Raw genomic sequence first — 17,675 nt, forward strand, 5'->3', positions numbered from 1 at the left:
ACGAACGCCACGCCGACCTCTATCGCGCTTTCCTCACAATCGCCGCCGCCATCATCGCTTTCAGGGCCCGCACGAGGTTTTGTTAGGCGCTCTTAGTGCAGTACCCCTGCATCAACGCTGTTCTCCGTTTTTGAAACTGAGTGGCGGAGTTCGCGTACGTCATGAAGGGGTCGGAGGCGGTCACATGAATTGGGGCAGATTGACCCGAAACCTAGTGCCGTAGCGGCTCATTATGGCGTCAGGGCCTTAATGTAGACGTAGCCGAGACGGCGATTGTCGGGATCGTTGGGTGCCTGTCCGGCGCCAGGCACTAGGACAGCCGTGTGAAGGCCGGGGCACGTCCCGTTCCACGTGTACAGCCCGCCGCCGAAGCTGATTTTATCGAGGTCCATCGGACATTTGACGCCGAGATAGGTTAGCGCCACCGGATAGAACCCGACGCCGGGAGGGTCATTGTAGGTGATCCAGTCGGCCTTGCCCTTAATATAGATGATCTTCACCTGACCATTCCGGTAGAAGCATTCATCACCCCACTTCACCTTCGAGCAACGCTCCGGCTTGCCAAGGACGGCGGCGACTTCCTTTTGTGACTTCAGGAGGATGCGCGGCAGAATGGGATCTTCGACCGGCGCCCGAGCGGCGGCCAGGGCTTCAGCCTCCGCCTCGGAACGGATGACGCCGTCCGCTCCCATGACACCAAGTTCTTGGACTTGAGCCATCGCAGGAAGCGGAGCGGAAACCGCGACAACCACGGCCAGTACCGACACGCTCCAGTTGAGCGGTGACATTTCGAACTCCAAAAGCGTGCACAATTATAAACATTTTAGAAGTATCTCAGCACCTATGTGCGCCGCTAGCCCAGCCAGAACCAGCCTTAGGCCGAACGTTTGCCGCTGCCGGGCTCGGCGGTCAGCAGGTCCTTCCGAAGCTGCGACCCAACGAGCTTTACCATGACGTGGCGCTCCTCGACGTCTTCCGTTGCGGCATAGATTTCATTGAATTTTTCGGCACTTAGGCGACCAAGATCCACCATGGACAATGGGATGTTCGCTTCCCGATAGGTCTTGGCGATCACTTCGGTGATGCGGCCCATAAGTTCAGCATCGGGCGTGAAGCGCGCCCATGGGTCAGTGCGGCGGCGCATCTCGCCCGACCCCGTCAGCAGCCACGAGACGTCGCATCCGAGAGCAATGAGGCGCTCCAAGTAGGCCACATTTGGCGTGCTGGCGTCCGAGACATATCGGCTGTACGTCCGCAGCGACGTGGATGTGGCTTCGGCCATTTGCTCCTGCGTCATGCCGAGTGATTCGCGGAATTCCTCAAGGCGCGCGCCGAAACTCATGGCCGTCGCACCTCTCCGCTCCAAAGAGCGACGAAATCAAACGCCAAAGAGCGACACGTCGCGCAAAGAGAATTCGCGAAACCCTCCAACGACATAACGCCACAAATGGCACAAATGGAATGCGAGACGCGCCGATCCTCAAGCGCGACACGACAGGAGTGGCTTGACACGCCATATTTGGCGTAACAATTTCCTTCCCATGCCAATCGTAAAGACAACCTCTGACATCCCAAAAAATCCCGCCGAACGGCGGGAGTGGATCCGTATGCAGCTCCGCCTGCGCGGGCTCTCCTGGCTGGAGCTGGCGCGCCGGATCGAGGTGTCGTCTCAGGCGGTACAGCAAACCGCTGCCGGCCGGCCGTCCATCCCGATCGAGCGCGCCCTCGCCGACCAGCTGGGCGTCGAGCCGGAGGAGCTTTTCCCCGAGCACTGGTCCCCCACCGGCGAGCGAATCCCGAAGGAACGGGCGGCGCTGCACAGGGCGAAGAATACCCGCTTTGCCACCTCGCACCATGTCGAAAAGAAGGGGGCCGCCTGACATGCCCTTCGCCCCGTCCCTGCGCCGCTTCCGTCTCACCGACGCACGCGCCCGGCTCATCACTAACTTGGTGCTGATCGCCGCCATCACTCTCGCCATCGCGGCCGTGCTGTCCGCGATCGGCCTGCCGCGAGGGTAAGGCGATGAAGGAACGCTTTGTCATCTGCCGCACCGCCGCCAACGTCGCATCCGGCTGCGAGTATTGGACCGGCACCCATGCTTGCCTGCTCGCCGACGACGGCCGCGGCGCCCTCGCCTATCTCGGCACCGCCGCCAGCCGGCATAGCGTGCTCGTCCTCGATGACGTGCTGACCGCCCATTCGGTGGCGCTGTGGCTCAATACCTGCCCGCTGCCCCGCGCCATCACCGATGTCGGGCTCTGGCAGGTTCTGCCGTTCTCCTCGCCGAACGAGGGCCGGTGATGCACGCGATGACCGCCTCGATCCTTTCCCCTTTCGCCGATGCAACGACCCGCAACGTCCGCGTCGGTGAAGCGCGCCACCTGCGCCAGTGGTGGGGCCGCGGGGCTACCCGCATCCTCCCAGGACAACTGAGCCGGGCGTGGCAGTTCCGCGCCCGCCCGGCTCCCTTTTCCGAGGAGGGCCGCTGACATGGCGCGTCGCCTCTCCATCGGCCAGCAGATCGAAGAGCTGGAGACCACACGCGACGAGCGGAAGGTCCAGTTTGACCAGCGCGTCGCCCGGCGTCAGCTCGGCATGTCGCTCGCGCAGTACCGCACCGATCGTTTCGAGGCCGCTTTGCGCACGCTCCGGTGGCTGGAGCGCCACGAAGCGATGATCCGGCAGCGCTGCCCGGAACTGGCAGGAGGCAGCAAATGAGCCGCCGCCGCGACACTTCCACCCTCGATCTTTTCACCGACTGGACGCCTCCCGTCGTCGTCGAACGCTTCGAGGAGCTTTCTGTCCGCGCCGTGTCCTGGCGGGTTCGCGTCGCCAAGGCTGTCGCCGCCGCGCTCGAAAGCTGCGAGACGCCTCGCGACGAGGTCGCCACCGCTATGTCGGAATGGCTCGGCGACGATGAAACCGTGACGCGCGGCATGCTCGACAACTACGCCTCGCAGGCGAAGAACGAGCACACGATTAGCTTCATTCGCATGATCGCCCTCGCCGTCGTGACCGGCGACGCCCGGTTGCTTCAGCTCGCGGCCGAGCCGCTCGGCCACGTCGTGGTCGAGCAGCGCTATCTCGGCGCCATTCGCGAGGCCATGGCCACCGAACGGATCGAGCGGCTTGAGAAGGAACGCCGCGACGCTCGCCGCGACTGGCTGAAGGGGCGGGCATGACCGACCTCGGCATCGCCGATATCGCCGCCGCCTTGAACGTCGAGAAGCGTTCGGCCGAGCGCCGGGCGAAGGAAGGCAATTGGCCTTACCGCGAAGTTCGCGTGAAGGGAGGCCGGAAGCGCCTTTATTCCAGGGACACGCTGCCGCCCGAAGTGCGCAGCCGCATCGACGCGCAGGCCATTGTCTCGACCAAGACCGCCGAAACCACCCGTCAGATCGCCACGATCAACACCACCACTCTTACGGCCCGCCAGCGCCAGGTGATGGAAGCCCGCGCTGCCCTCCTGCTCGAAATCGACCGGCGCGCGGCGTTCGGCGGGCTGTCCATCACGGCCGCGGTCCGGTCGCTGGTGGATGACAGCGCCGCCGGCCGGCTCGACGCGACGCTGTCGGCCGCGGTCGCCGTAGCCAATGATCGCAGCGGCGGCGAGCCGCGCGTCAAGGAACGCATCCTGTTCCAGTGGCGCTCGGCACGGACGGCGGGCGGCATCGCCGCTCTCGCGCCGATCCCGACCAAGACGGCGCAGGACTTGCCGAAATGGTTCGGCGAGTTCCTGCCCTACTACGCCCGGCCTCAGAAGCCGACGATTGCCCGGGCGCTCACGAGCTGGAGCAAGGACACCCCCGGCGCCGAGTTGCCCTCCTACCAGCAGGTACGACGCGCGCTCGACAAGCTTGGCGTCATCGACCGCATGCGCGGCCGTGAGGGCGCGCAGGCGTTGAAAGCCCGTCAGGCGTACACGGCCCGCGACGCCTCCGACCTGCTGCCCACGTCCGTGTATCTGGCGGACGGCAAGACCTTCGACGCCGAGATTGCTCATCCGATCCACGGCCAGCCGTTCCGGCCGGAACTAACGACCATCGTGGACGCGCACACACGGCGCATTGTCGGCTTCTCGGCAGCGCTCGACGAATCCGCCGTCGCGGTGACGGACGCGCTGCGGGTGGCCTGCGTCCATTCCGGCATCCCGGCCATCTTCTACACCGATCGCGGCCCCGGCTACGTCAACGATGCCATGGACGCTCCGATGACCGGCCTGCTCGGCCGTCTCGGCATCACGCCGATGCGCGCCCTGCCGTACAACTCCCAGGCCAAGGGCATCGTCGAGCGCCTCAATCACGAGTGGTCGCACCTCGCCCGCGACTTCGCCACCTACATCTCCCGCGACATGGATCGCGAGGCCAAGAAGGCGGCGCACCACGCGACGCGGCGGGAACTGGCGGTCAGCGGCACGTCCCGCCTGCTGCCCTCCTGGGAAGATTTCCTCGTCGCCTGCCGGGCCGCGATCGACGCCTATAACGACCGGCCGCACCGTGGCCTTCCGCGCACCGTCGACCCCGTCACCGGCGGTCGGCGGCACATGTCTCCGGCCGAGGCCTGGGAGGCCGCGTTCGCGAGGGGTTTCGAGGCCATCCTCGTGACACCCGGCGAGAGCGAAGACCTGTTCCGGCCTTGGGTCATCCGGCGGGCACGGCGCGCCCTCATCGAATGGCTCGGCAATTCCTACTTCGCCCCCGAGTTGGAGGCGGTCGAGGGCGAGGACGTCATCGTGGCCTACGACATTCACGACGCTGCGCGCGTGTGGGTGCGTTCGATCAACGTCGACGCCAACGGAGACCGCCAGCCCGGCCCGCTGCTCGCCGTCGCTGCCTTCGAAGGCCACAAGACCCGCTATGTGCCGCTCTCGGCCGAGCAGGCGGCGCTGGAGAAGCGCGCCGCCGCCCGTCGGCGCCGGCTCCAGGGCCACATGGACATCGTCGATCAGGAACTGCGCCCGACGCTGCTGCTCGAAGGGCCGGCGCCGATTGACCATCTCGACCTGCCTTACCCGCTCTCGATCGACGACGAACGGGACATGGTCCCGGTGCGCGTCGAGGCGCCGTCGAGCGCACGGCCGATCTTCCAGGACGACGTCCAGTTCGCCCGCTGGCTCCTCACCAATCCCGGCTCGGCCACCGAGCAGGACATCGCCTTCGTCCGCTCAGAACTCCTCGGCTCAACGGCGGCCCGAGAAGAGTTGCGTCTGGCGGGCATCGATCTCGACGCGCTGCGGGACCTCATGCGCGAAGCCGCCTAACACACTCAAGGAACGCACAAAAACCATGCGCAAAGTCTTCGTTGAAACCGAGAATTTCGGCCGTTTCCACGGCGCCCTGAAGGCCATGGAACGCCGCGGCGCCGCAGAGAGCTGCCTCATGGTGGTGGACGGCCTGCCCGGCCTCGGCAAGACCACCACCGTAAACCGCTGGGCAGTGCAGAACTCGGCCATCTTCCTGCGCGCCAAGCGCGAATGGACGGCCGGCTGGTTTCTCGACGACCTCCTGTCCGCCCTCAACGTGTCGCCGCCGCACAGCTTCAAGGCCCGCTTCCAGCGCGCCACCGAAGCCCTCGCCGTCCGCCAGAGCACCTTTGCGGTAGAAAAGCGCACCTTCGCGCTGGTGCTCGACGAGGCCGACCACTTCTCCCGCTCGCAGCGGATCATGGAGACCATCCGCGACCTGTCCGACAGCATGGACCTCGTCACCATCCTCGTCGGCATGGGCCGCATCCGCCACAACCTCACGGCCTACCCGCAGATTTCCTCCCGTGTCGGCCCCGGACAGCGGGTCGAATTCCAGCCGGCCTCGCTGGCCGACGTCACCAAGCTCATCGCCGAGCTTAGCGAGGTGCCGGTGGATGCCGACCTCGCCAGCTTCGTGCACCAGATCTCCGGCGGCTTCTCCCGCGAGATCAAGGAAAGCATCGCCATCATCGAGCGCTTCGGCCGGCGCAACGGCAACGGCCCGGACAATCCGGTCACGCTGCGCGCCCTGCGCGGCCAGATCCTCGGCGCCAACCGCGCCACTGGCCAGCCCATCATCGTGCCGGAGACCGTGTGATGGCGGGCGAGGCCACCCACCAGATCGCCATCATGGGCGCCATCGGCCGGGGAATTCGGACGGTGGACTCGCTCGTGGCGCACCTTCCCATCGACCGGAAGGGCGTTCTGCGACCGCTCTCCCGGCTGGTCGGCCGAGCCTACGTCGAGCGCGACGAAGACGGCGCCTATCAGCTGACCGAAAGCGGCTTGTCATTCCTGGCGTCCGGCGCGCCGCTCAAGAGCGGCCGCAAGGGACCGCGCGACAAGGTTCGCCGGCCGAAGACCGAGAATTTCCGGCAACGCGCCTGGGCGGCGATGCGGCTGCAGTCGCGCTTCGTGCAGGCCGACATCCTCATGTTGGCGGCCCGCCCGGATGACGGCGACGCAGCGTCGAACCTACGCACCTTCGTGATGCTGCTGGTGCGCGCCGGCTATCTGATCGTGCTGCCCGACCGTGTGCCCGGATCGGGTCTGACGCGCACGCCGCAGAAGGTCTTCCGCCTCACGCGCAACACCGGGGAGCTGGCACCCGCCTTCCGTGAGACGCGCGGCGTCATGCACGACGCGAACACCGGGGAGGATTTCCCTTGCCGGAAATGACCTATCCCCAGCTCGATCCGCGCTGCCGCAGCCTCTTGGAGGAAGCACGCCAGCGCCTCGGTTCGATCACCGCCGTGGCGGCGAAGCTCGATTACGCCCGCTCGTCGGTCTCCATGGCGCTGGCCGGGCACTACCCCGGCGACGTCCGGCAGCTCGCCGCCCGCATCGTCGAGATCTTCGCCGATCACGTCGCCTGTCCGCATCTCGGCCAGGACATCCCGACCGCACGCTGCCGCGAAACCCGCGAGCGTCCGTTCACCGACACCAGCCGCGACGCCATCAAGCAATGGCAGGCGTGCCGGACTTGCCCTCTCAACCCCAACGCATCGGAGGTCCGCAATGGCGGATGAACGACCGGCCGTCGACGGCCAGAGCATCGCGCGCGCCATCAAGGTCGCGCAGCTCGGCACCACCAACCGCCGCTTTCTCACAAACATGTCGATCGACGACATGACGAATATGTCGCGCGTGGTGCTGGCGCTCAATCTCGTCGCCACCGAGGCCGCCGACTACCTCGCTGCCGGCGACCGGCTGGATAACGCGCCCGACTTCGCGGCCGAGAAGGCCGCCGACGCGGAATTCCAGCAGCACGAAACATCCCTCGCCGGTCTGCTGCTGACCCTCGGCTTCATCACCGAGAAGGAGGATGCCAATGGCCAAGAAGGCTAAGACGCTCGGCGTCAATCTGCCGGTGCCGCAGTCGGTCGACGAGGCGGCCACGGCCGTCCGCGACATCGGCGAGACCAATCGCGAGATCGGGCGCATCAACGCCGACGCCAACGATCGCATCGCCGTCATCGCCGAGGAAGCCGCCCAGAAGGTGCTGCCGCTCCAGGAGCGTGTAACGGCGCTCACCGAAGGGCTGAAGGTGTTCGCCGAGGCGAACCGCGCCGCCCTCACCAACGGCGGCAAGACCAAGTCCGCCAACCTCGTCACCGGCGCCATCTCCTGGCGCAACCTGCCGCCCAAGGTCTCGCTCCGCAAGGTCGAGGACGTCATCGCCAGCATCAAGAAACTCGGCTTCGGCAAGAAATTCCTCCGGGTCAAAGAGGAAGTCGACAAGGAGGCGATGCTCAAGGAGCCGGAGAAGGCCCGCACCGTCGCCGGCGTGACGGTCGGCTCGGCCGGCGAGGAATTCATCGTCGAGCCCTTCGAGGTCGACGTCTCCGGCACTCAGGCGTGAGGGCACCGATGGCCCGCGCCCCGCTCCCCAAGGTCTTCGTCATCGACGCCCGGCGGATCCGCCAGGCGGCGCTCTTCGGCCCGCGCAAGAAGTTCAACGGCGCCCCCTGCGTCCGCGTCCATCTGCTTGGCGACAAACTTGGCACCCATGTCGAAGCCGATCGGGTGTTCGTCGATAGAGCGGCGGCTCAGCGTGCTCTGGAATGCCGAGGCGGCGTTGATCGATGACCGCCATGCTCCCCTTCGGTGCACGTGCCCTCATGTCGAGCCGGCAGGAGCCGGCCGACAGTCTCGACTTCTTTCCCACGCCGCCCTGGGCGACGCGGGCGTTTGTCCGGCATGTGGCGCTTCCGGTGCTCGGCGTGCTCGGCGATTGCGAAACCGTTTGGGATCCGGCCTGCGGCGAAGGGCACATGGCCGAGCCGCTGCGCGAGAGCTTCGCCAGCGTCAGCGCCTCCGACATCCACCCTTACGGCTATGGTGACGTCGAGGACTTCCTTGCTCAAGACGCCGGCGTGCAGGCGGATTGGATCTTCACCAACCCGCCCTTCAATCTCGCCGTTGCGTTCGTCTATCAGGCGCTGGCGCAGGCCGCGCGTGGCGCGGCGGTGCTCGTGCGGACGGGCTGGCTGCACACCATCGAGCGCTACGAGCTGTTCTGCCAGCACCCGCCCTTCATGATCGCCTATTACGTCGAGCGGGTGCCTATGCACCGTGGGCGCTGGGAGCCCGATGGCTCCACCGCCACGGACTATTGCTGGGTGTGCTGGGTGCGCGGCGCGGAACCGCGCCCGTCCATGTGGATCCCGCCCGGACAGCGCGAGCTGCTCAGCCATCCCGACGATATCCGCCGCTGGTGCAAGCCGGCCGCGCTCCCCCTTTTCGAGATCGAGGCCGAACCCGAGGACTGTTGAGATGGCACGCGCTCACGCCGTCGCATCCGCCGTCGTTCCGCTGCTCGCCTGGGATGCGAGCCGGCGCATCGCCGAGATCGCCCGCCAGCGCGACGAGCTGCGCCGGCGCATGAGCGTCATGGCACCCCGAAGCCGCCGCCGCCTCCAAGCCGAGGCCGAACTCGCCGCCCTCACTCGCGACATTCTGGTCGCCGAAATCGACTACAGCCGAAAGGCAGCGCAATGACCGTGTCCGCCAGCCAGATCAAGACCATTCACACGCTCAAGGGGCGGGTCGGCCTGGGCGAGGATGACTATCGCGCGCTTCTCGTGCGCCTCACCGGCAAGCGCTCGGCCAAGGCGCTCACCTGGAGCGAAGCCGAAACCGTGGTGAAGCATCTTCGCCAGTCGACCGGCGACACGCCTGCCGGACAGGCCACCGGCCGCTTCGCCGGCAAGCTGAAAGCCCTTTGGCTCGACGGATGGCAGCTCGGCATCGTGCAAAACCCGTCCGATCGCGCCCTGATCGCCTTCGTGCAACGTCAGACGAAGGTGGATCACACCCGGTTTCTGACGGAGCCGGAAGATGCCCGCCCCGCCATCGAGGGACTCAAGGCATGGATCGCCCGCGCGGCCGGCATCGAATGGCCCGCCGATCGCGGCGACATCGCGGGCGCCAAGAAGGCCGTCGCGCTTGCCCAGTTCCGCAAGCTGGTCGCGATCGGCGCATGGCCGCCGGAGCATGGCCGCATGCCTGATGAATCCGACCTCGCCTATTTCGCCTATCGACGCCGCCTCGGCCCGTCGACGCTCGGCGACTTTCGGGAAGAGAACTGGGACCGGCTGATTGACCGGCTAGGCCGCTGGCTCCGCACCGCCCTGAAGAAGGGAGCCGGTGCATGAAAAAGCTCACCCTCGAAGACCTGTCGCGCGACGAGCTGCTGACGTGGATCCGGCGATGCCTGCCGTTCGTCGCGACCCGCCAAACCGATTTGCTCTGGATCCGACATGAAAGCCAGTCGGCGAAAGCCGCGGAGCTGGGCGAACGTCAGATTGAGGCGGGAAAGGTCGAAGACTTGGCGATGCAGGAGTGGCTCGCGTCGCTAAATGGGCCGGCTCGCCGCAAGCTGGCGTGTGAGAAGGCGCACCTTGACGCCCAGGATGCTTACGGGCGTGCACAGCGTGCCTATGAAAGGGCGCGAGCTGCTGAAAGGGCACTGTGGGCGGCTCTTGAGGCAGCTTGGAAGGAGGAGCGGCCGTGAGCAAATCCCGCTTCACCCTCAGCCCGGAACACATGCCGAAGACCCTGCGCGAGGTCGTCGAATATTGCGGCATGGACGTCGCCGAGGCGCTCGTGCGCGAATATGCCGGCGGCCGGATTTGGGTGCCCGGCACCTGGCACGCGAAGCATCATCTTGCTTCCGTCCTCGGCGAGGACATGTCGCGCCGGCTCGTATCGGCGTTCGGCAACAGCTCCATGGACGTGCCGCGCTCGCTCTTGACGGCGGCCGGCCGGCAGAGTGTCATCCGCCAGCTTCATGCTGAAGGATGGGCGCAGCGTGACATCGCCCGCCAGCTCCGGTGCACCCAACGAGCCGTCAGCGAGTTGCTCTCGCGCTCGCCGATGGTGCAGAAGGCCGGGGGTCGCCGGCGGCCCAGCGACCCCCGGCAAATCGACATCGAAGACTTGCTGCGATAGTGCGCGGCTAGGGAACTCCTCCCGTGTGACCGGCCCATAGGGCACGGCACTTTCGGCTCCGAACCCAAATCGGAGCCGTGCCATGTCATCCGTGCTCGCCTCGCTCATCTACGCGATCCTCGCCACCCTTTTCTGCCTCGTCATCTCCCTCCGACCGCACCTCCGCGCGGAAGATACCGACCGCAAGTCCGGCGGGCTGCTCGCCGGCGTGCTGTTCGCCGTCTATCTCGCCATCTGGTGGGCGGTCTATCTGGCGGGCTGGGTCATCAGCCAGGCATGGCCCGGCGCCGGCGTTCTCGCGGCCAACCCCATCGCGCTTACCGGCCTGCTGCTCGCGCTCGTCGTGATCGGCGCCTCGGTGCGCGGCATCGTGGGAGTGCTGCGTCATGGCTGATGCCGTCGCCACCCTCCGCAAGCTGGCCCCGCACGCAGCGCCGGCGCTCGTCGCCGCCTTCGGCCGCACCGCCGCGCTCGAAAAGGCCGGCCTCAACACTCCGCTGCGCCTGGCGCATTTCATGGCGCAGGTTGCCGTCGAGACCAACGGTTTCACGGCGCTGCGCGAGAGCGGCAACTACCGCGCCGCCCGCATCGTCGAGGTGTTCGGCGTCGGCAAGCACTCCGCCGCCGTCACGCCGGCCGAGGCCAAGAAGCTCGCCGGCGACCAGCGCGCGCTCTTCGAGCGTGTCTACGGCCTTGGCAACCCGAAGAAGGCGGCGGAACTCGGCAACACCAAACCGGGCGACGGTTGGCGCTTTCGTGGCGGCGGTGGCCTGCACACCACTGGGCGCGCCGCCTATGAGCGCGCCGGCCTCGACGCCGCGCCCGAGCTGATCGAGACGGAATATTGCCTCCAGCCGGCGCTCGATCACTGGCGCGACCGCGGATGCAACCCGCTCGCCGACACCAACAATATCCGCGAGATCACCCGCCGGGTGAATGGTGGGTACAACGGCTATGACGAGCGCGTGGCCTGGTTCAATCGCCTTTGGCCGCTGCTGCGCAAGGCGGACGCCCCGGCGGAATCGTGGAAGGCGGCCCAGCCGGCCGAATCGACCCGCATCCTCCAGCAGCAGCTTGTACAGCTCGGCTACCCGCTGAAGGTCGACGGCCGCTACGGTCCGAAGACCGCCGAGGCCGTCACCGCCTTCCAGAAGGCGAACGGCCTGCGTGCGGACGGCATCGCCGGCCCGATTACCGAGGAGGCCATCCGCGCCCGGCTGAAGGGTACGGCGCCGGCGATCGGCTCGGCCGTGGTGGCGGACAAGCCGGGCATGGCGGCGCCGACCGCCACCGGCCTCGGCATCGCCGCCCTTGCCGAGGGCGGGCAGCGCCTGATCGATCAGGCCGGCGTGCTGCACGCCTATGCCGAGCTGTCCGACTGGATCGCTTGGGGTGCCGCCGGCCTGACGGTCGCCGGCGTCGCCGTCATCGCCATCGGCGTCATCCGCACCTATGTGCTCCCGGCCATCTGGCCGGCCAGGCCCGCGGTGCCGGCATGAACATCGTGGCGCTGCTCACCACCACCCGCATCGGGCAGTCCATCCTCTGGATCGGTGGCCTCGCCCTTGCGGCGTGGGCGCTCGCCGCCAGCCTGGTCGCTGCCGGCCGCTCCCAGGAGCGTGCCCGGCAGGACGCCCAGTCCCTCGACAACCTGCGCACGCGCCAGGAGACCGACCATGAGATTTCGAGCCTTGGCGATGACGCTGCTCGCCAGCGCCTGCGTCGCTGGATGCGCGACGACAAGCCGGCCCTCTGATCCCTGCGACGGTTGGCAGCGTATCGAGCCGGCCGCGCGGGACGTCGAGACCATTTCCCCCCAGCTCGCCCGTCAGATCGTGGCTCACGACGAATACGGCGAAAAGCTCGGCTGCTGGCAGCCGCCCAACCGTTGAGACCCGACATGAGCGACGAAATCAACCGGCTGCACGAGCGTCTCGCCCGCATCGAGACCACGCAGGGACACCAGAACGATCTCCTGGAGAAGATCGACAAGAAACTTGATCGCCAGGACGAGCGGCTCGGCGCCATCGAGAAGACCAGCGCGACCTACGGCACCGTTGCCGGCGCGGTGGTCTCGGCTGGCATCGCGCTCATTTCGGCCAAGCTGACCGGCAAGGCGTGACAGTGCCATGGCGCATGACGACGCGAAGAAGCGCGGAGCCCGCCGTGCCTATGTGATGGAGCGCCGGCCGCTCCCCACGGTCGCCATCATCGTCGGCGTGCCGGAAACCACCCTGCGCCGCTGGAAGCGGGAGGCGCGCGACGCCGGCGACGACTGGGACACCGCCCGCGCCGCCAGCATGGTGTCCGGCGACGGCCTGGACACGCTGCTGGCCGAGGTGGTCGAGGACTATGTGGTGCAGCACAAGGCGACGATCGACGCCCTGAAGGACGATCGCGACCTGCGCGCCGGCGACAAGGCCAAGATCCTCGCCAGTCTCGCCGACAGCTTCAACAAGACCATCGGCGCCGCCGGCCGGATCTCGCCGCAGATCTCGCAGCTCGGCGTCGCCATGGACGTGCTGAAGCGCCTCGGCGACTTCATCGCGCGCAAGTATCCCGCCCACGTCCCGGCCTTCATCGAGATCATCGAGCCCTTCGGCGAAACCCTGCCGGAAGCCTACAAATGATCCGCCGCCCCGACCTTGCGCCCGACCTGTCGGCCAAGGAATTCCGCGACCAGCTCGCGGAATTCACCGCGAATTATCGGTCGCGTGTCGAGCTGGAATGTGCCGCCTTCCCGGTCGACGAAGCGGCGAAGGCGGAGCGGCGCAGTAAAGCGAAAGACCCGGTGACGGGACTACGTTTCTTCGCCGAGACGTATTTCCCGCACTACCTCACCAAAGCGCCCTCGCTGCTGCATCTGCACCTGTTCGAGGACTTGCCGCGCATCACCTCGGCCGGCGGCGGCGCGCGCGAGGTCAAGATCGCCCCGCGTGGCGCGGCGAAGTCCACCATCATCTCGCTGATCTACCCGATCTGGCGCGACCTCATCGAGCGGTCCCGCTACATCATCATCGTCATGGACAGCTATGCCCAGGCGGCCCTCCAGCTGGAGGCCATCAAGAGCGAGCTGGAGGTGAACCCGCGCCTCGCCATGGATTTCCCCGAGCTGGTCGGCCAGGGCCGCGTCTGGCGCGAGGGCGAAATCGTCACGCGCAGCGGCGTGCGCATGGAGGGCGTCGGCTCGGGCATGAAGCTGCGCGGCCGTCGCCACGGCCCGCACCGCCCCGACCTGGTCGTGCTCGACGACATCGAGAATGACGAGAATGTCCGCTCGCCCGAGCAGCGCGACAAGCTGGAGAGCTGGGTTCTGAAGGCGGTGCTGAAGCTCGGCCCAGCCGATGGTTCGCTCGATCTTCTGCATATCGGCACCGTCGTGCATTGGGACGCCGTCATCCTGCGCAACGCCAAGCGCCCCGGCTGGCGGCTGAACCGCTTCAAGGCGCTGATGGAGCTGCCCGCGGATCTCCAGCTCTGGGACCGCTTCGAAGAGGTGCTTCGCAACGATGGCGAGGAGGCCGCGCGGGACTTCTACGCAGAGAACCGCGTGTGTATGGACCAGGGCGCCTTGCTGAACTGGCCGGCCATGCAGACGCTGCTCCAGCTCATGATGGAGCGGATCGAGAGCCCTGCCGCCTTCGCCTCCGAGCAGCAGGGCGAACCGACGCCGGAAAACGCCCCGTTCCAGAAGCTGCATTTCTACGTCCTGGTGCGGCGCGACTGGCTGCATTTCGGCGCGGTCGATCCCTCGCTCGGCAAGTCCGGCAAGGGACGCGATCCGTCGGCCATCCTGGTCGGCGCGCTCGATCGCACCGGCAACATGCCGGTGCTGAACGTGGTGGAAGCCTCGATCCGCAAGCGCCTGCCCGATGTCATCATCGCCGACACCATCGCCCTCCAGCGCGAGTACCAGTGCCAGCTCTGGGCGGTGGAGACGGTGCAGTTTCAGGAATTCCTGCGCACCGAGCTGATGGCGCGCGCGCTGAAGGAAGGCGTGATGCTGCCGGCGATGCCGATCGACCAGATCGCCGACAAGACGCTGCGCATCGAGCGCCTCCAGCCGCACACATCGATCGGCGCCATCCGCTTCTCGGCCGCCCACGCGACCCTGCTCCAGCAGCTTCAGCAATGGCCGCATGCCGACCATGACGACGGCCCGGACGCCCTGGAAATGCTGTGGGGCCTCGCCATCCGCTACGGCGCCGGCGCGGTCGGCTCCCTCGCCTCGATGATCGGCGGTTCGGCCGGCACCGGCGACACCTTCGGAGGCTATCGCCTATGAGTAAACGTTCCCGCCGTCGCGACCGCGCCAAGGCCAGTTTCGCCGCTCCCGCCGGCGCGCCGCGCGTGTCGGCCGACATGACGCGCATGCTGGCGACGCCCGGCAACGACATCACGATCCCCAACTATGGCGACGTGCTGCGGTCGGAAGACGAGACCATCCTGCGCCGCGGCGGCGTGCGGGGCATCCGGCTCTATGACGAGGTGTTGCGCGACGGCCATGCCCTCGCCGTGCTCAACAAGCGCACGCTGAAGGTCGTCTCCCGCGAATGGACGGTCACGCCGGCATCGGAGCGGCCCATCGATGTCGCGGCCGCCGAGCTGGTCGAGCGTCAGATCAAGCGCATCGGCTTCGACCGGCTGTGCCGCGAGCTGCTCGGCGCGGTGCTGTACGGCTATTCGGTCGCCGAGATCGAATGGGCGGTCGGCGGCGGGGAAATCTTCCCCAAGCGCATCGTCGGACACCAGCGCGCCCGCTTCGTCTTCGACCGCGAGTGGGAGCCCCGGCTCCTCACCCACGCCAACACCTTCGAGGGCGAGGCGCTGCCGGCGCGCAAGTTCATCGTGCACCGTCACGATGCCGAGGGCTCCGATCCCTATGGCCGCGGCCTCGGCCGGGTGCTGTTCTGGCATGTGCTCTTCAAGCGCGAGGGCGTCGGCTTCTGGGCGCACTTCCTGGAGAAGTACGCGTCCCCGACCCCGGTCGCGAAATATCCTTTCGGCACCCCGCCGACCGAGCAGGAGAAGCTGCTGCGCCACCTGCTCGACCTGGTGCAGAAGGGCGCCCTGGTCGTGCCCATGGGCACCGACGTCGAGTTTCTCGAAGCCGCCCGATCGGGCGCGGCGACCTATGAGGAATGGTGCCGATTCTGGGATGAACAGACGAGCGTCGCCGTGCTCGGCGAGACCCTGTCGACCAACCTCCAGGGCGTCGGTGCGCGGGCAGCGACCGAAACCCACGACGACGTATCGTCCCGCATTGCCGACGCCGATGGGGATCTGCTCACAGCCACGCTGACCGACACGCTCGCAAAGTGGGTAACAGAATTTAATGTGCCTGGCGCCGAGCCGCCGTCGATCTGGCGCCTTCGGCCCAAGAACGAGGGCGCCATAGAGGACGTGCGCACCAAGAAGGCGGACCGGGCCAAGAAAGAGCTGGACACCCTCTTCGACCTCGCCGGCAAGGGCTACCGCCCCGCCGAGGGCCTAGAGAAGTCCCTCACCGAGATCATGGGCGTCGACGTCGTCGCCGATCCGTTGCTCAAGGGCCAGTTCGGCCCGCCGCCGGCGCTGCGCAGCTCGGCGCTGGGCGCCACCGCCCTGACGCCTGATTTCGCCGCCCATGACGATCATGGGCTCGCCGACATCCTCGACCAGCTCGGCCCGGCCGGCGAGGAGGTGCTCGCCGCCTGGATCGCCCGCGCAAAGGCCGCCGTGGCCGACGCCGACGCCCGCAGCCTCACCCTGCCCGCCGTCAAGGATCTCCTGCTGCGCCTCGCCGGCGACATCGTCGTCACCCCGCTCGGCGAGGTGCTCGCACCGGCGCTGACGCTGGCCGAGCTGACCGGCCGCGCCGACGTCGTCGACGAAATCAAGTGAGGCCGGCATGACCGTCGCCCTTCGCATCCTGCAATCCATCCGGCCGGCGAACGCCGCCTCCTTTGCCCGGCGCCGCGTCGCCAGGCCGGCGCCCCGCTTTGCCGAAGGCGGGTTTCGGCTGGCGATGCAGGAGGCCATCGACTTCCACCGCCAGAAGGTCCGGCTTCCCACGCGCGGCTATCGGGATCTGGCGGGCAATGCCCATGATCGCGCCTTCGTGGTCGCCGGCGCCACGCGCGACGCCCTGCTGGCGGGTCTGCACGGCGCCGTCGACGCCGCCATAGCCGATGGCATCACGCTGCCGCAGTTCCGCGAACGATTCGACGACATCGTCGCGAGGCACGGCTGGACCGGCTGGACCGGCGAAGGCACCGAGGCCGGACGGGCGTGGCGGGCGCGGGTCATCTACGAGACCAATCTGCTGACGGCTCACGCCGCCGGCCGCTACAAGCAGATGACGCATCCTGACGTCGTGAAGGTGCGGCCGTTTTGGATGTACCGCCACGGCGATCGGCGGCGCCCGGCGAATCCGCGCGTCCAGCACGTGGCCTGGAATGGGCTGGTGCTGCGCTGGGATCACGAGTTCTGGAAGAAGCACTACCCGCCCAATGGCTGGTTCTGCTCGTGCGGCGTGCGCCCGCTGTCGCAGCGCGACCTGACGCGCATGGGCAAGGACGGCCCGGACACGCCGCCGCCGGCGGCGATGCGCCGGGTTCGCGACCCGGCCACCGGGGACAGCGTAGAGGTGCCGGAGGGCATCGAATTCGGGTGGGACCATGCACCTGGTCGCGACTGGGCCGAGGGCGTGGTGCCGCGCGAGCTGCAAAAGCCGCTCGACGTCCTGCCGCCCGAGCTGCCGCGCAGCGAGCGCGCCCAGGCGCCGGCCGCCCCGGCTGGCCGTGCCTTCACGGCCGACAGCCTGGCGCCCGGCCTGCCGCCCGAGGACTACGCCCAGGCATTCCTCAAGGAGTTCGGCGCGGACGTCGGCAAGTCGGTGGCGTGGCGGGACGCTGCCGGCCATGTCGTGCCGATCTCGGAGGAACTGTTCAAGACGGCCAGCGGCGCCTGGAAGGTGGCTAAGCGCGGCCGCGACACCGAAGTATTGAAGCTGGCCGAGACCCTCAAGGATCCCGACGAGATCTGGGTGAACTGGGCTCGGGACGCCGATGGCGCGCTGTACCTGCTGCGGTCCTATATCCGCTGGGCGGAGGCCGAGCGCGGCTTCGTAATGTTCGAATGGGCGGCGCGCGCGTGGCGCGGCGTGACGGCCTTCCCGCCGGATCGAAACACCTACCTGGAGAAGGAAAGGCGAGGCGCGCTGCTATGGAAAAATACAGTGAACAGTGAGTGAGAAAGCGGCCGCCCACTCCCTCA

At 67.5% G+C, this 17,675-nt stretch carries 27 protein-coding genes; 25 read left to right on the plus strand and 2 right to left on the minus strand.

Features of this window, described 5'->3' with window-relative positions:
• Nucleotides 1–230: 230 nt before the first annotated feature.
• The gene (locus tag J2X65_RS09895; protein ID WP_310200742.1) at nucleotides 231–788 is read right to left on the minus strand and encodes a hypothetical protein; all 558 of its coding nucleotides are present in this window, start codon (nucleotides 786–788) and stop codon (nucleotides 231–233) included.
• An 86-nt stretch (nucleotides 789–874) separates the two neighbouring features.
• Complete coding sequence (locus J2X65_RS09900) at nucleotides 875–1,342, minus strand: helix-turn-helix transcriptional regulator (RefSeq protein ID WP_310200743.1); 468 nt, start codon at nucleotides 1,340–1,342, stop codon at nucleotides 875–877.
• A gap of 265 nt (nucleotides 1,343–1,607) precedes the next feature.
• On the opposite strand from J2X65_RS09900, the gene J2X65_RS09905 reads away from it, so the two are divergent.
• The 25 genes from J2X65_RS09905 to J2X65_RS10025 all read left to right on the plus strand — a co-directional run bounded on the left by J2X65_RS09905 (nucleotide 1,608) and on the right by J2X65_RS10025 (nucleotide 17,652).
• Nucleotides 1,608–1,880, plus strand: a complete 273-nt coding sequence (locus J2X65_RS09905; RefSeq protein ID WP_310200744.1) for a helix-turn-helix domain-containing protein — start codon at nucleotides 1,608–1,610, stop codon at nucleotides 1,878–1,880.
• A 1-nt stretch (nucleotide 1,881) separates the two neighbouring features.
• Nucleotides 1,882–2,019 carry a hypothetical protein gene (locus J2X65_RS09910; protein WP_310200745.1) on the plus strand — a complete coding sequence of 46 codons (138 nt, stop codon included), beginning with the start codon at nucleotides 1,882–1,884 and terminating at the stop codon, nucleotides 2,017–2,019.
• Between the two features lie 4 nt (nucleotides 2,020–2,023).
• Nucleotides 2,024–2,302 carry a hypothetical protein gene (locus J2X65_RS09915; RefSeq protein ID WP_310200746.1) on the plus strand — a complete coding sequence of 93 codons (279 nt, stop codon included), beginning with the start codon at nucleotides 2,024–2,026 and terminating at the stop codon, nucleotides 2,300–2,302.
• A 189-nt stretch (nucleotides 2,303–2,491) separates the two neighbouring features.
• Nucleotides 2,492–2,719 (plus strand): hypothetical protein, encoded by a 228-nt coding sequence (locus tag J2X65_RS09920; protein WP_310200747.1) that lies wholly within the window; start codon nucleotides 2,492–2,494, stop codon nucleotides 2,717–2,719.
• The gene (locus tag J2X65_RS09925; RefSeq protein WP_310200748.1) at nucleotides 2,716–3,183 is read left to right on the plus strand and encodes a hypothetical protein; all 468 of its coding nucleotides are present in this window, start codon (nucleotides 2,716–2,718) and stop codon (nucleotides 3,181–3,183) included. The genes J2X65_RS09920 and J2X65_RS09925 overlap by 4 nt, the downstream gene beginning before the upstream one ends.
• Nucleotides 3,180–5,261, plus strand: a complete 2,082-nt coding sequence (locus J2X65_RS09930) for a Mu transposase C-terminal domain-containing protein (protein ID WP_310200749.1) — start codon at nucleotides 3,180–3,182, stop codon at nucleotides 5,259–5,261. Before J2X65_RS09925 ends, J2X65_RS09930 begins: the two co-directional genes overlap by 4 nt.
• Nucleotides 5,262–5,286: 25 nt before the next feature.
• The gene (locus tag J2X65_RS09935) at nucleotides 5,287–6,063 is read left to right on the plus strand and encodes an ATP-binding protein (RefSeq protein ID WP_310200750.1); all 777 of its coding nucleotides are present in this window, start codon (nucleotides 5,287–5,289) and stop codon (nucleotides 6,061–6,063) included.
• Nucleotides 6,063–6,644: a hypothetical protein gene (locus J2X65_RS09940; protein ID WP_310200751.1), complete on the plus strand. Its 582-nt coding sequence runs from the start codon at nucleotides 6,063–6,065 to the stop codon at nucleotides 6,642–6,644. Before J2X65_RS09935 ends, J2X65_RS09940 begins: the two co-directional genes overlap by 1 nt.
• Entirely contained in the window at nucleotides 6,641–6,994 is a 354-nt protein-coding gene (locus J2X65_RS09945; protein ID WP_310200752.1) for a hypothetical protein, read from the plus strand. The genes J2X65_RS09940 and J2X65_RS09945 overlap by 4 nt, the downstream gene beginning before the upstream one ends.
• Nucleotides 6,984–7,313 (plus strand): hypothetical protein, encoded by a 330-nt coding sequence (locus J2X65_RS09950; protein ID WP_310200753.1) that lies wholly within the window; start codon nucleotides 6,984–6,986, stop codon nucleotides 7,311–7,313. The genes J2X65_RS09945 and J2X65_RS09950 overlap by 11 nt, the downstream gene beginning before the upstream one ends.
• Nucleotides 7,297–7,827, plus strand: coding sequence for a host-nuclease inhibitor Gam family protein (locus J2X65_RS09955; RefSeq protein WP_310200754.1), 531 nt, complete (start codon nucleotides 7,297–7,299; stop codon nucleotides 7,825–7,827). The genes J2X65_RS09950 and J2X65_RS09955 overlap by 17 nt, the downstream gene beginning before the upstream one ends.
• 8 nt (nucleotides 7,828–7,835) lie before the next feature.
• Nucleotides 7,836–8,054, plus strand: a complete 219-nt coding sequence (locus tag J2X65_RS09960) for a hypothetical protein (protein WP_310200756.1) — start codon at nucleotides 7,836–7,838, stop codon at nucleotides 8,052–8,054.
• Nucleotides 8,051–8,740 (plus strand): hypothetical protein, encoded by a 690-nt coding sequence (locus J2X65_RS09965; RefSeq protein ID WP_310200757.1) that lies wholly within the window; start codon nucleotides 8,051–8,053, stop codon nucleotides 8,738–8,740. Before J2X65_RS09960 ends, J2X65_RS09965 begins: the two co-directional genes overlap by 4 nt.
• A 1-nt stretch (nucleotide 8,741) precedes the next feature.
• Complete coding sequence (locus J2X65_RS09970) at nucleotides 8,742–8,966, plus strand: hypothetical protein (protein ID WP_310200758.1); 225 nt, start codon at nucleotides 8,742–8,744, stop codon at nucleotides 8,964–8,966.
• Nucleotides 8,963–9,622, plus strand: coding sequence for a regulatory protein GemA (locus tag J2X65_RS09975; protein WP_310200759.1), 660 nt, complete (start codon nucleotides 8,963–8,965; stop codon nucleotides 9,620–9,622). The genes J2X65_RS09970 and J2X65_RS09975 overlap by 4 nt, the downstream gene beginning before the upstream one ends.
• The gene (locus tag J2X65_RS09980) at nucleotides 9,619–9,981 is read left to right on the plus strand and encodes a hypothetical protein (RefSeq protein WP_310200760.1); all 363 of its coding nucleotides are present in this window, start codon (nucleotides 9,619–9,621) and stop codon (nucleotides 9,979–9,981) included. The genes J2X65_RS09975 and J2X65_RS09980 overlap by 4 nt, the downstream gene beginning before the upstream one ends.
• Nucleotides 9,978–10,418 carry a hypothetical protein gene (locus tag J2X65_RS09985; RefSeq protein ID WP_310200761.1) on the plus strand — a complete coding sequence of 147 codons (441 nt, stop codon included), beginning with the start codon at nucleotides 9,978–9,980 and terminating at the stop codon, nucleotides 10,416–10,418. Before J2X65_RS09980 ends, J2X65_RS09985 begins: the two co-directional genes overlap by 4 nt.
• Nucleotides 10,419–10,500: 82 nt before the next feature.
• A complete protein-coding gene (locus tag J2X65_RS09990; RefSeq protein ID WP_310200762.1) occupies nucleotides 10,501–10,812 on the plus strand; it encodes a hypothetical protein in 312 nt (103 codons plus the stop codon).
• The gene (locus tag J2X65_RS09995; RefSeq protein WP_310200763.1) at nucleotides 10,805–11,917 is read left to right on the plus strand and encodes a peptidoglycan-binding protein; all 1,113 of its coding nucleotides are present in this window, start codon (nucleotides 10,805–10,807) and stop codon (nucleotides 11,915–11,917) included. Before J2X65_RS09990 ends, J2X65_RS09995 begins: the two co-directional genes overlap by 8 nt.
• Nucleotides 11,914–12,174, plus strand: coding sequence for a hypothetical protein (locus J2X65_RS10000; protein ID WP_310200764.1), 261 nt, complete (start codon nucleotides 11,914–11,916; stop codon nucleotides 12,172–12,174). The genes J2X65_RS09995 and J2X65_RS10000 overlap by 4 nt, the downstream gene beginning before the upstream one ends.
• 144 nt (nucleotides 12,175–12,318) lie before the next feature.
• Nucleotides 12,319–12,540 (plus strand): hypothetical protein, encoded by a 222-nt coding sequence (locus J2X65_RS10005; protein WP_310200765.1) that lies wholly within the window; start codon nucleotides 12,319–12,321, stop codon nucleotides 12,538–12,540.
• Between the two features lie 7 nt (nucleotides 12,541–12,547).
• Nucleotides 12,548–13,048 (plus strand): DUF1804 family protein, encoded by a 501-nt coding sequence (locus J2X65_RS10010; RefSeq protein WP_310200766.1) that lies wholly within the window; start codon nucleotides 12,548–12,550, stop codon nucleotides 13,046–13,048.
• Nucleotides 13,045–14,703, plus strand: coding sequence for a phage terminase large subunit (gene terL, locus J2X65_RS10015; protein WP_310200767.1), 1,659 nt, complete (start codon nucleotides 13,045–13,047; stop codon nucleotides 14,701–14,703). The genes J2X65_RS10010 and terL overlap by 4 nt, the downstream gene beginning before the upstream one ends.
• Complete coding sequence (locus tag J2X65_RS10020) at nucleotides 14,700–16,301, plus strand: DUF935 family protein (RefSeq protein WP_310200768.1); 1,602 nt, start codon at nucleotides 14,700–14,702, stop codon at nucleotides 16,299–16,301. Before terL ends, J2X65_RS10020 begins: the two co-directional genes overlap by 4 nt.
• 7 nt (nucleotides 16,302–16,308) lie before the next feature.
• Nucleotides 16,309–17,652 carry a PBECR2 nuclease fold domain-containing protein gene (locus J2X65_RS10025; protein ID WP_310200769.1) on the plus strand — a complete coding sequence of 448 codons (1,344 nt, stop codon included), beginning with the start codon at nucleotides 16,309–16,311 and terminating at the stop codon, nucleotides 17,650–17,652.
• Nucleotides 17,653–17,675: the final 23 nt, after the last annotated feature.

The sequence above is a fragment of the Ancylobacter sp. 3268 genome, assembly GCF_031456575.1.
Lineage (GTDB): Bacteria > Pseudomonadota > Alphaproteobacteria > Rhizobiales > Xanthobacteraceae > Ancylobacter.

What these genes read in the sequence shown, in the direction of transcription:
- J2X65_RS09895 (WP_310200742.1), bottom strand. Translation starts at nt 788, where the DNA reads ATGTCACCGCTCAACTGGAGCGTGTCGGTACTGGCCGTGGTTGTCGCG.
- J2X65_RS09900 (WP_310200743.1), bottom strand. Translation starts at nt 1,342, where the DNA reads ATGAGTTTCGGCGCGCGCCTTGAGGAATTCCGCGAATCACTCGGCATG.
- J2X65_RS09905 (WP_310200744.1), top strand. Translation starts at nt 1,608, where the DNA reads ATGCAGCTCCGCCTGCGCGGGCTCTCCTGGCTGGAGCTGGCGCGCCGG.
- J2X65_RS09910 (WP_310200745.1), top strand. Translation starts at nt 1,882, where the DNA reads ATGCCCTTCGCCCCGTCCCTGCGCCGCTTCCGTCTCACCGACGCACGC.
- J2X65_RS09915 (WP_310200746.1), top strand. Translation starts at nt 2,024, where the DNA reads ATGAAGGAACGCTTTGTCATCTGCCGCACCGCCGCCAACGTCGCATCC.
- J2X65_RS09920 (WP_310200747.1), top strand. Translation starts at nt 2,492, where the DNA reads ATGGCGCGTCGCCTCTCCATCGGCCAGCAGATCGAAGAGCTGGAGACC.
- J2X65_RS09925 (WP_310200748.1), top strand. Translation starts at nt 2,716, where the DNA reads ATGAGCCGCCGCCGCGACACTTCCACCCTCGATCTTTTCACCGACTGG.
- J2X65_RS09930 (WP_310200749.1), top strand. Translation starts at nt 3,180, where the DNA reads ATGACCGACCTCGGCATCGCCGATATCGCCGCCGCCTTGAACGTCGAG.
- J2X65_RS09935 (WP_310200750.1), top strand. Translation starts at nt 5,287, where the DNA reads ATGCGCAAAGTCTTCGTTGAAACCGAGAATTTCGGCCGTTTCCACGGC.
- J2X65_RS09940 (WP_310200751.1), top strand. Translation starts at nt 6,063, where the DNA reads ATGGCGGGCGAGGCCACCCACCAGATCGCCATCATGGGCGCCATCGGC.
- J2X65_RS09945 (WP_310200752.1), top strand. Translation starts at nt 6,641, where the DNA reads ATGACCTATCCCCAGCTCGATCCGCGCTGCCGCAGCCTCTTGGAGGAA.
- J2X65_RS09950 (WP_310200753.1), top strand. Translation starts at nt 6,984, where the DNA reads ATGGCGGATGAACGACCGGCCGTCGACGGCCAGAGCATCGCGCGCGCC.
- J2X65_RS09955 (WP_310200754.1), top strand. Translation starts at nt 7,297, where the DNA reads ATGGCCAAGAAGGCTAAGACGCTCGGCGTCAATCTGCCGGTGCCGCAG.
- J2X65_RS09960 (WP_310200756.1), top strand. Translation starts at nt 7,836, where the DNA reads ATGGCCCGCGCCCCGCTCCCCAAGGTCTTCGTCATCGACGCCCGGCGG.
- J2X65_RS09965 (WP_310200757.1), top strand. Translation starts at nt 8,051, where the DNA reads ATGACCGCCATGCTCCCCTTCGGTGCACGTGCCCTCATGTCGAGCCGG.
- J2X65_RS09970 (WP_310200758.1), top strand. Translation starts at nt 8,742, where the DNA reads ATGGCACGCGCTCACGCCGTCGCATCCGCCGTCGTTCCGCTGCTCGCC.
- J2X65_RS09975 (WP_310200759.1), top strand. Translation starts at nt 8,963, where the DNA reads ATGACCGTGTCCGCCAGCCAGATCAAGACCATTCACACGCTCAAGGGG.
- J2X65_RS09980 (WP_310200760.1), top strand. Translation starts at nt 9,619, where the DNA reads ATGAAAAAGCTCACCCTCGAAGACCTGTCGCGCGACGAGCTGCTGACG.
- J2X65_RS09990 (WP_310200762.1), top strand. Translation starts at nt 10,501, where the DNA reads ATGTCATCCGTGCTCGCCTCGCTCATCTACGCGATCCTCGCCACCCTT.
- J2X65_RS09995 (WP_310200763.1), top strand. Translation starts at nt 10,805, where the DNA reads ATGGCTGATGCCGTCGCCACCCTCCGCAAGCTGGCCCCGCACGCAGCG.
- J2X65_RS10000 (WP_310200764.1), top strand. Translation starts at nt 11,914, where the DNA reads ATGAACATCGTGGCGCTGCTCACCACCACCCGCATCGGGCAGTCCATC.
- J2X65_RS10005 (WP_310200765.1), top strand. Translation starts at nt 12,319, where the DNA reads ATGAGCGACGAAATCAACCGGCTGCACGAGCGTCTCGCCCGCATCGAG.
- J2X65_RS10010 (WP_310200766.1), top strand. Translation starts at nt 12,548, where the DNA reads ATGGCGCATGACGACGCGAAGAAGCGCGGAGCCCGCCGTGCCTATGTG.
- terL (WP_310200767.1), top strand. Translation starts at nt 13,045, where the DNA reads ATGATCCGCCGCCCCGACCTTGCGCCCGACCTGTCGGCCAAGGAATTC.
- J2X65_RS10020 (WP_310200768.1), top strand. Translation starts at nt 14,700, where the DNA reads ATGAGTAAACGTTCCCGCCGTCGCGACCGCGCCAAGGCCAGTTTCGCC.
- J2X65_RS10025 (WP_310200769.1), top strand. Translation starts at nt 16,309, where the DNA reads ATGACCGTCGCCCTTCGCATCCTGCAATCCATCCGGCCGGCGAACGCC.